We start from the raw sequence: 10,511 nt of genomic DNA, 5'->3' as shown, positions 1-10,511 counted from the left end.
CGTTTTGATAATCGCTGCTTTTTCGCCTTGAGTCGCGCAGCTTCTTTTTCTTCTCTCAAGGCGATCTCTTTTTTTATGACTTCATTTTCAGCTTTAATATACGCAATTTCAGCACGTAAGCGAATTAGTTCTTCGTATTCACTCTCATTCAGTGTTCGAGGTGAAGTATTCTTTGGTAGTTTCATTTTGGAATCCTTTAATGGCCGCCCTTTAGATTTATTGATAAGACCATTGTATCCCAAAGTTTTGTATTTATGAACCCATTGATACAACTGCCCAGAATTAATACCAGCTACAATAGCTACTGCTCTCAATCCTTGTCCAGAGAGGACTTGGCATACCAAACTATATTTCTCTTCTGGAGTCCAATACTTATTAGTTCCTCGATTTTTATTAATGTCTGGACCATGATGCTGCTCTAGTTTAACCCAATCTCTTATTAGTCTATGAAATGTATCTGTCGTTACACCGTTAGGTGTCTTAGGCCATTCACCTCGATAGAATAATTCAATTGCTTTCCTTTTAAATTCATAACTATATCTCATGAAAATACCCCCTTTACTGGTTGTCCAGTAAAGGGGGTACATATCACTATGAGCTATCGCTAGAGGGCTTTCATTAAACTATATTTATTAAAGATATATCAATTATATGAATCAATTTATTATATCACGTCAAGTTATCTACTATCAGTACTCCATCGATTTATAGATAAACTATGTAGTTTGACTTAACAAATTGATACATAAACCTTATCCCAAGATCCCCGATTTAAGGATGAGTCGTACGGCTAAGGCAAGGACGGCTACGCTCATAAGGGCTAAGATCGCTTTTGCCTTGAGTCGTTTTGCAATGCGCGCGCCAGCTTGAGCTCCAAAGATAGCACCAATACTAGTAGGAATGGCAATGCTAAAGATGATATGGTTTTCTATTAGATGTGTTATAACACCAACTGTAGTAGATACGGCGAGGATGGATTGGCTCGTAGCCGTCGCCATATGCGTAGGGAAGCCCATCAAATAAATCAAGGCCGGTACATGGATGAGTCCGCCGCCAATGCCAAAGATACTAGAAATAAAACCTACAATAAAGCTAATGCTGATACCTATAGGCTTGCTATAGGTTAGCTGCTCTAAAGTAAGGGACTCTTCCTTGCGCTCTCCTTTGCGGAAATTCTTGAACCCAATCAAGAAAGATGCACAAAGCATAAAGCACCCAAAGGCAAACATAAAGCCTTTGCCAGAGAACCAACCCGACATTTGAGCTCCTAGGATAGCACCTGGGAAGGTAGCAATACTAAAGACGAGTGCCGCACTAATATATACCTTTTTCTGTTTAAGATACGCTATAGATCCAGAAATGGCGTTACACATAACAGAAAAGAGCGACGTCCCTACAATCATAGATGGAGACCATTCAGGGAACCAGTACATAAAGAGAGGTACAAACACAAGGCCTCCACCGGCCCCAATGATAGTGCCTAGCATAGCGGCTAAAAAGCCGACTATGGTAAAGAAGATATAAAATACTATAATGTTATCCAACATGACGATTTCCCCTATCCTATCCTATCTTATGTTATGCTTCATCATTCCATCTTATGCTATCCGTCATTACCCTATTGTTTTTCCATATACACAAAGGATAAACCCGTCTCATCTTGCTCTTCTTTGATGGCTTTGTATCCCATTTTTGTATACAGCTTTATATTAATCCAGCTTTTTGTGCACGTATATAGTACCCGTCGTGTAATACTGCACTCTTCACCCACAAACTCCAATAATTTTTGAGCCAACCCTTGATTTCGTTAATCAAGATGCACCATTAATCTGTCTACATCTACAAATCCATTATCGTATTTGTAGCGAATACCGCCGATAATCCCCCATCATCTACCATTTATAAGTACTCCACTAGTTGAAACCAGCTTTAAAATCCGATTCTGACTCTATCAAGGCCAGCACCATTCGTCTACCAATCATTTCCGCCTCGCTTTCAAAAGAAAGCAAATGCAATTGATATAGATCTGATAGATCTGATTCAATAAATTTAATTACTTTTTTATAATCTCTCTAAGAACTAATCTAATGTATTCAATTAATCAACTAAAAATTTAAGTTAACTATTTAGAAAACAAGACTTGAGAGTTATTTAACTCTTTATTAACTTACAGAATCATTAAATAATACCAAATATACAATTTGATAATCGTTCACATATCCAAGATTCAAATTCATATTGGTTATAACTATGAACATCCTTAAAATAAAGTCCTTTATATTTTAAAAGATCATATCTAACAAACTCACTCTTTGCCATTTTACAGAAATATCTACCAATAATATTTCTATTTATCGATTCCTGCACCTCATCATTACATTGATTTTCATATTGTCTAATTTCCTGTGATGTAATAGGATTATTCTCTTCATTATATACAAGAATAAATATTAATTCAGTCCTTAAATCACTAATACTACAAGAATTTATATCACATAGTATAAGTAATGAATTTAAAATCTTTAGATGAATATCTTTTCTTTGTATTTTATTTCCATTTTTAAACTCTATTAGTACTTTTAAATTCTTACCCCATAAAATTCCATCACAAGAGGAACAAGATTCTTCAGATTTAAGAAGTTGGTTAGTGTAAAGGCATTTAACTTTATCAAAATTATAAGTAGGAAGCAATAATTCAGTCATCACTTCATCATGAGCAGTATCCATAGATATTTCACGGAGGTTACTTAAGCAACTAATATAATCCTCCATAATCAATACCTCATATTTTCTAACTCTTGTAAGGGCTTAGCTAATTTAGCATAAATCTTATCTATGTCTCTTGATACATCTATAAATTTGACACCTTGGTAATCTGCCTGTGTTAAATAATAATTACATTTATTTGCTATATGGTATCTTACAGAAAATACTTCTATAGCATTTAGAAAATACGGACTATGTGTGGTTAATAAAATATGTAAATCAAATTCAATTTGTAACAAAACTATTAATCTAGCAAGAACAAGTTGCCATTCAGGATGCAAGTGAATCTCTGGTTCATCTAAAATAACAATACTATTTTGCCCTATTGTTCCATTCAATATCAATTGTTTAAAAAGGGCAAATGTTTTTAGACCTGCAGATAAGTTTTTAACATTCAACTCTTTTCCATCAGCTAAGTAATTATAACGATTACTACCAATTTTAAACTCTCCAGGGCAAACTTCATTTAATGTATCTAGAATTTTATCTAATTTACGTTCAGCCAATATTGACTCTATACTATTAAATGTCTGTTGATGCTTTAGTTGATATACTAAATTTTTTCTATGTTGAGAATTATAATTAAAATGTAAGTGTCTCCTTAGACCCATTCTTCCATCAAGCTCATCAAGAACGAAGGGATCATCAATATATACTATATCTTCCATTATATTTATCAAAGGTTGTTCCATAAAAGAAACTTTATTCTTTTTAACAACCAATTTAGTGGTCCTCTTATTTTTTGTAATATGTATTTCTCCATATTCATCATTATAAATATTATTAATCTGGCCATTAAACTCATTGTCATAAGAGCTTGTAATAATTTGATTCAAGGAATCTGTAGGACCTACTTTAATAATATCAATAATACTATTTTTTAAAGTATTCCACGTATTAATATCTATTCCCTCTTGATATTCAATTTTAATGAATTCTTTTAATATATTTTCTAATTCTATCTCAAAATCAATACGATTTGTGTCAATTTGTAAAAGCCGAGTACACAAATCATTAATATCATCTTCATCCGAAAGAAAGTCATTAATTCTTGCGCCTAAAATAGTAGTATGACTACTTTTTGTATGTATAAGATTATTAATAATTCGCCGTTCTAGAGCGTGAAATTTATCATCTAAAATTTTTTGCTCAACGTCATATAATCCATCATAGAAAGCAAAAAGAGCTTTACCAACAGTACTTTTACCTGTATTATTCTCACCTGCTATAACTGTAATCCCTGTAATATTAATATCTGCACTATTAATTTTTGCAATATTATTAATTTTTATATTCATAGTAGAATTCTTTCCATATAAACAATCATTTATACCAATTTATCTTAAATTATAATTATATCATTATATAATAAAACATTATCAGATATAGTCATTAATGTTTATAATTGATATCCAAAAAAACCACCTAAAATATCTATAATCTCCTCATCATTATATCCACTTCGATGCAGTATAGATACATAAATAACTATAACTAAATAAATATAAATTTTAAAGCTATCATCCCAAACAAATATACCATGACTCCCTGAATTTCTCATTTTCTGAAAATTTATAAACTTCTTCTTAAATTCATTTATATCTTTAAATTCACTTGATAACATATCAGACGATAACTGTGAGTTTTTGTGTGTAAGACGATAAACAACAGTTTCAAAGCGCTTCATCAAAAACACCGCTTTTTCAGTTAAAGAAAAAACCATATGCCTTAAAGAGCTTATTAACTGATAAGCTTTAGCTTTTATAATATCACTTACCTCAAAGCTATTAACTTCATATTTTAATTTTTTAGATAACCTTCTTGCCTCTTCATAATAAGAAGGCTCTACATTGACAGTATCTGCCTCATAAAAAGAAAACTCACGTTCTAAAGCTGCGCATATTAGACCAATATCTATTGGCTTAATCTTACCTCTCATCTGTACATCTTCAGGTAAAAAATCTAAGACAGGCTTTATATCTTTAGAGCTCAATAAATAAAATATTTGTGAAAAATGTTTATTAAGACGTTTCAATAAAATAACATGATGTAAGTTTGTTGGAGATTTATATTGCATACTGGACCAACAAAAGTTATAATCCATAACAGGAAAAATTTGCTTTTTATATAATCTATAATACTTTTCCACTCTTTTTACCAAGCGTTTTCGAAATTTAATTTTGGAGATTTTCCGTGGCAAAGTAATATAATCCAACATCTTTACTTTAAACTTTATATCTTTATGCCCCAAACAAAAAACTAGTAAATTTGTTATATACTCATGGTAAATCCAATAATCTGTAAGGCGCTGTTCCTTATCAAATACTATTTTTATGTATGAATATTTGTTGTTTAACTCATAGCCATCTTTAAATGAGCAGATCAAATTATAATTAATACCTAAATATATATTAAATCTATTATTATCATGCTCTACTCTATACTCCTTTATATATTCAGTAGGATTTTTTAATTTAATAGCCTTTAAGCCACAATCAAATTCTGTAGCATCAACTTTAGGTATTACATCATCAATAGCTTCACTATAAAATACTAAGCCTTTAAAAGACTCTCTAGGTTTATCATACACTTCATCCCCAATTAAGTAGTACTTAGTATAAAAAGTTGACTCATAACCGTCATTACCACCCATAGTGAAACCATTACTTCCAGTTCTAATAAGAATAATATTTTTACCATGAGATGTTGTACCATAAATAATTTCTTCATTAATATATCTCTCACTCCAACGTATAAAGATATCTAAATCGATTTTATTTTTAACAATCAATGTAACTTTAAAATCATGTAAAGTAAAAAAACACTCTATATTATTAGAGCCAACAGTACAATAACCATTCAATATAGTATTACTCATATAGCCCCCGATAATCTCTTTAGCAATAATTATATGAATACCTACTGCTACTATGTCCACTATGCCTTTAAAGTAAAGGTTAATAGCATTTCCTTCTAAAAAATCTTCAACAAAATAATTAATTCATATTTTTCAATATTATACGGTGTAAATCTATAAAAATAAATATAGCGAAAAGAATATTTAGCTTTTCATAAAATTCCTATATCTATTAATAGTAATGAAAATCTCCTATAAACCATAAATTCCTAATAGAAACACCATGTATTATATGTATTAATTATATCAATAAATAATACAACAACCTATCTTGAACAATACTCAGACAAAAGATTGAAAGAATGCTTTTGCATCTTTCAATTGACCTCGTTCACAAGACACTTGTAGTTCGTCACCTGGTTCAAGTTTTACATCCCCTAACGGCACAATGTATGTTCCATTGCGACGAATACTTACGATGAGTGTCCCATCTGGCAAGGCCAAGTCTTGTAATTGTACATCTGTATAATTCGCTACGACAGGCACCTTCGTTTGGAAGAAGGTTTGTACAGACTCTAAATTGTTTTGACCACTCATGGCTTGTAATAAGGAATCGTAAATAGGCGGTTCTTTTAAAAGCTCTGCTACAAGGTATGCCACTAATGTAACGATACCGATGGCGTAAATATTGGAGAAGCTATTGGTCATTTCAAGAACGAGCAAAATCGCCAAAATCGGCGTTCGCATTGCGGCCGCTAGCATACCACCCATGGCACAGATGACAAATTGCGGTACAAAATCAGGAGAAATGATGCCTAATGTTGAAAGTAAGCTTTCACAAAAGGCACCAGCCGACGCACCGATAACGAGCATAGGCAGGAAAATACCGCCTTGAGCACCGCTGCCATAGCAGAAGGTAGTAAGCAAAATCTTGCCTAATACGATGCCCCCTAACAGCAGTACACCGTGAGATCGAAAGGCCAGCTGACCTACGAGATCATTGCCGCCGCCTAAAAGGAGCTGGGAATCAAAGCCAATGGCCGCCACAGCCACAAAGGTAAGGGCTAATTTCAAAAATCTTGAGCATTTGAGCCACTCAAAGAATTTCTTGAACGCAAAAATCATGCGGCAGAAGAATACGCCACAAAACCCCATAATAACGCCTATCACGAGAAGTATCGGGAAGTATTCAAGGGGAACCCCAGAGGTTACGGTAAACCCAAGAGCAGGATCAAGACCGAAAAGGCTGACCGTAATGTAATTTGAAATCAATGTGGCCACAAAGGTAGGCACAACAAGGTACGGATAAAAGCTTTTATGGACCTCTTCAAAGACGAACATCGCCCCCGATACGGGCGCACTAAAGGCAGCCGTCAAGCCCGCTGCTGCACCGGCAGAGGTCAAAATACGCTGCTCACGGAGACCAGAATTCATCCAGTACGATACGATTTTACCGGCGGAACCACCAATCTGTACAGCTGGTCCTTCACGACCTACAGAAAAGCCCGCAAAGCCGGTCAGCACGCCACCAATCATCTTAGACACCAACGTCCGATAAGGCTTCATATCAAAGAGGCCAAGCATCTCCCCTTCGATTTGAGGAATACCAGAGCCACCGGACAACGGCGCCCATGTGAGCAATCGATCTACGATAAAGGCAAAAACGACCATAGCTACAAGCCAACCTAAAGCCCATTCTAAAGTAATCCCATCCATCAGTTGCCAACGCAAATGCTCGGACTCTAAGATTAAATAGCGATACGTAGCACCACAGAAGCCGGCCACAATACCAACGACGGCACCCTTTGCGATGAGTTCCGTTAAGAGCATGCGATTCATGGACATATCTGCTAAGGTAGAACTACGCTTATTAAATTTCCATAATTTCATAAGATGTCCTCCTCAGCATATATAACGACCATTCAGCTATTCAAATAGCTATATTGCGATTCTTAGTTCTTAGTAAGTATGGCACTATAAATCAAATGAATTTATATCACCTACCTACTATCTATTCATATCTTTAGTATACTTATGTAAATTATGATTTTCAAGAAATGATTCAACTGGATACTATATAAACTCACAACCATAAAACTATATAAACCACAAAAACAAAACTAGACATCTCTACAGCAAAGAGATGTCTAGTCTTGTTTAGCAAGTGTTTATTGATGTAGTTTTTACATGATCGGAGGCATGCGAACTGTGTAGAATCCTACTTGGTTGTTAGTAGATGGATTCATAGATGCCAATGATTTCTTCAAGGGATGCATCACGCGGGTTGCCAGGTGTACATGCATCGTTGAAAGCAGATTCAGCAAGGAATGGTATGTCTTCCCGTTTTACGCCTGCTTCGCTAAGGGATTTAGGAATACCTACGTCGTCAGCTAATTTTTGAATTACATCGATAGCTGCTTGACGATAGGTTGCTTCGTCCATAGCGTCTACATTAGGAACGCCCATTACGCGAGCGATTTCACGATATTTTTCGCCTGTGGCAGAAGCATTGAATTTCAATACTGCTGTTAAAAGCATAGCACAAGCCTTACCATGAGGGATATCGTACACCGCACTCAATGGATGAGCCATAGAGTGAACGATGCCAAGACCAACGTTGGAGAAGCCCATGCCCGCAATGTATTGACCTAAGGACATAGCTTCACGACCTGCGTAATCGCCAGCTACAGCACTGCGCAAGGAACGACCGATGATTTCGATAGCTTTCAAATGAAGCATATCAGTAAGTTCCCACGCACCTTTTGTAATGTAGCCTTCTACGGCATGCACGAGGGCATCCATACCTGTAGCCGCGCAAAGACCTGTCGGCATAGATGCGGACATATCAGGATCCACGATAGCTACGATTGGGATGTCATGAGGGTCAACGCAAACGAATTTGCGATTCTTTTCAACGTCTGTAATAACGTAGTTGATGGTAACCTCTGCAGCCGTACCAGATGTAGTAGTAACAGCGATGATTGGTAAGCAAGGGTTCTTGGTAGGCGCTAAACCTTCAAGGCTGCGCACATCGGCAAACTCAGGGTTCGTAATAATAGTAGCAATCGCCTTACTTGTATCGATTGGGCTACCGCCACCAACGGCTACGATAACATCGGCGCCAGCTGCTTTACAAGCATCAACGCCAGCCGTTACGTTTTCAATAGTAGGATTTGGTTTAATGCCGTCATAGATTTCATAATCAATGCCTGCCGCATCAAGCAAATCTGTTACCTTTGTAGCCACCTTGAATTCAAATAAATCTGGCGTAGACGTAACGAGGGCTTTTTTAAAGTGGCGATTCTTAATTTCGTTCACAATCTCCTGAATCGCACCTTGTCCAAAATAGGACGTACCGTTCAACATAATTCTGCGAGCCATATACTTCACTCCTAACAAAACAAACTATACTATAAAAAATAAACCGACAGAGAATAACTTTACTTATTAATTCTCTATCGGTTTATTAAAATCCTTGATAGCTTGTTATGTATACACTATATATTTTTATACAGAATGTAGAGTATAAATGTATCACACCTTACAGGGTAAACTTACCTCAGTGTAGACTATACATGTAGCTCTATCTTACAGGCCTCTGCTCATTTTCATAAGCAAAATTCGTTTCACAGATTCATCGAGTCGTTCTTTCGAGATACGACCGTCTTTCACCGCTTTCATCAGGCCATTATAAGCCTCTTGCATGTGTTCGTATTCGTGGCATACGAGCAAAATATCGCTGCCTGCAAGGATGGATTGCACCGCCATATCGCCGAAGGTGTAATGCTTCGCAAGGGCGCCCATATCCATATCGTCCGTTACAACCACACCGTTATAGCCCATATCCTTGCGCAACCAGTCCGTAATGATGACTTTAGACAAGCTAGACGGATGGTCTGGATCGATTTGAGGGTACATCGCGTGAGACACCATGATTGTATAAGTATTCGGTTTAGACTGTTTAATGAGGTCTACGAATACCTTTGTGTCCTCTGAAAGCAGTGTTTCTTTAGATACAGGAACGATGCTTGTGTCTGCGTGTAAGTCTACGTCAGTCTTACCGATGCCTGGGAAGTGTTTATAGGAATACCATAGGCCTGCTTTATCGTAAGATTTACCCACTGCGCCGGCATAGCGAACCACCTCATCAGGGTTCGTACTATAGGATCGACCATAGGTTAAGCCCAAGTCAGCTACTGGGGCAAAGTTAATGTTAAAACCTAAGTCTTTTAACTCAGTGCCTACCTCTTTTGCCAAGGATGCGGCTTGCTCAACGGATTCCTTGCCTACCTCTTCCGCTGGCGGAACCTTGATGAGCTGATCATCCATGCGCGCTACGGCACCGCCCTCTTGGTCGATACCGAGGAATAACGGCGTTAAGCCCGCGCTTTTACCGGCCTTGTTAATATCTGTAATGAGCGTCTTAACTTGATCCTTGGACTCCATGTTGCGGTCGAACAAGATAATGCCGCCCACACGATACTCGTTGAGCATGAATTTAGCATCATCGTTCAAGGTCTTACCGTGAATACCAATCATCATCAATTGGCCCACCTTGTCCGCATCGGACATGTTAGCCACTAATTTATCCACCTTTTGCTCTGGTGAAAGCTCGCTTTGCGCCACGGATTCATAGGTTACAGGCTCAGCCTTTGAAGTAAATGGATTATGTAAACCACAGCCCGTTGTGACTGCTAAAGCGCCGATCATCGCAGCTGCTGCAAAACGTCGAAACATATAGACCTCCAAAATCTCTAAAAAGTATTATGTATAGTATATCAAAATAATAGCTTATAACAAAAAAGACTATTACCCAAAACCTACGAATATATAGGCTCTATAATAAATGTTGGGGTGACACCACTACGGTGTCACTTCCAACATTATT

Annotated in this window: 9 protein-coding genes; all 9 read right to left on the bottom strand. The window is 36.6% G+C overall.

Going from position 1 to position 10,511, the window contains the following annotated elements; all coding sequences use genetic code 11:
- The coding region (locus RYM16_RS08455; RefSeq protein WP_314983319.1) for a helix-turn-helix domain-containing protein at positions 1-545 on the bottom strand (545 nt) is incomplete at its 3' end.
- 207 nt (positions 546-752) lie between these two features.
- Positions 753-1,547: a sulfite exporter TauE/SafE family protein gene (locus RYM16_RS08450; protein WP_314983318.1), complete on the bottom strand. Its 795-nt coding sequence runs from the start codon at positions 1,545-1,547 to the stop codon at positions 753-755.
- Positions 1,548-1,618: 71 nt separating this feature from the next.
- A complete protein-coding gene (locus tag RYM16_RS08445; protein WP_314983320.1) occupies positions 1,619-1,771 on the bottom strand; it encodes a GNAT family N-acetyltransferase in 153 nt (50 codons plus the stop codon).
- A 407-nt stretch (positions 1,772-2,178) separates the two neighbouring features.
- Positions 2,179-2,772, bottom strand: coding sequence for a hypothetical protein (locus tag RYM16_RS08440; protein WP_274204358.1), 594 nt, complete (start codon positions 2,770-2,772; stop codon positions 2,179-2,181).
- Positions 2,773-2,774: 2 nt separating this feature from the next.
- Positions 2,775-4,064, bottom strand: a complete 1,290-nt coding sequence (locus RYM16_RS08435) for an AAA family ATPase (RefSeq protein ID WP_314983317.1) — start codon at positions 4,062-4,064, stop codon at positions 2,775-2,777.
- Positions 4,065-4,165: 101 nt separating this feature from the next.
- Positions 4,166-5,704, bottom strand: a complete 1,539-nt coding sequence (locus RYM16_RS08430; RefSeq protein WP_314983316.1) for a hypothetical protein — start codon at positions 5,702-5,704, stop codon at positions 4,166-4,168.
- A gap of 261 nt (positions 5,705-5,965) precedes the next feature.
- Positions 5,966-7,513 (bottom strand): ClC family H(+)/Cl(-) exchange transporter, encoded by a 1,548-nt coding sequence (locus RYM16_RS08425; protein ID WP_314983315.1) that lies wholly within the window; start codon positions 7,511-7,513, stop codon positions 5,966-5,968.
- A gap of 339 nt (positions 7,514-7,852) precedes the next feature.
- On the bottom strand, positions 7,853-9,004 hold the full coding sequence (gene fucO / locus RYM16_RS08420; protein ID WP_314983314.1) for a lactaldehyde reductase: 1,152 nt from the start codon (positions 9,002-9,004) through the stop codon (positions 7,853-7,855).
- Between the two features lie 207 nt (positions 9,005-9,211).
- Positions 9,212-10,360: a glycoside hydrolase family 3 N-terminal domain-containing protein gene (locus RYM16_RS08415; RefSeq protein WP_314983313.1), complete on the bottom strand. Its 1,149-nt coding sequence runs from the start codon at positions 10,358-10,360 to the stop codon at positions 9,212-9,214.
- Positions 10,361-10,511: the final 151 nt, after the last annotated feature.

Source organism: uncultured Veillonella sp. (genome assembly GCF_963524655.1).
GTDB lineage: Bacteria > Bacillota > Negativicutes > Veillonellales > Veillonellaceae > Veillonella.
This window is presented reverse-complemented; position numbering and strand designations above follow the sequence as displayed.

Coding starts and splice junctions, on each gene's coding strand:
- RYM16_RS08450 (WP_314983318.1), bottom strand. CDS start 1,547: ATGTTGGATAACATTATAGTATTTTATATCTTCTTTACCATAGTCGGC.
- RYM16_RS08425 (WP_314983315.1), bottom strand. CDS start 7,513: ATGAAATTATGGAAATTTAATAAGCGTAGTTCTACCTTAGCAGATATG.
- RYM16_RS08415 (WP_314983313.1), bottom strand. CDS start 10,360: ATGTTTCGACGTTTTGCAGCAGCTGCGATGATCGGCGCTTTAGCAGTC.
- fucO (WP_314983314.1), bottom strand. CDS start 9,004: ATGGCTCGCAGAATTATGTTGAACGGTACGTCCTATTTTGGACAAGGT.
- RYM16_RS08440 (WP_274204358.1), bottom strand. CDS start 2,772: ATGGAGGATTATATTAGTTGCTTAAGTAACCTCCGTGAAATATCTATG.
- RYM16_RS08435 (WP_314983317.1), bottom strand. CDS start 4,064: ATGAATATAAAAATTAATAATATTGCAAAAATTAATAGTGCAGATATT.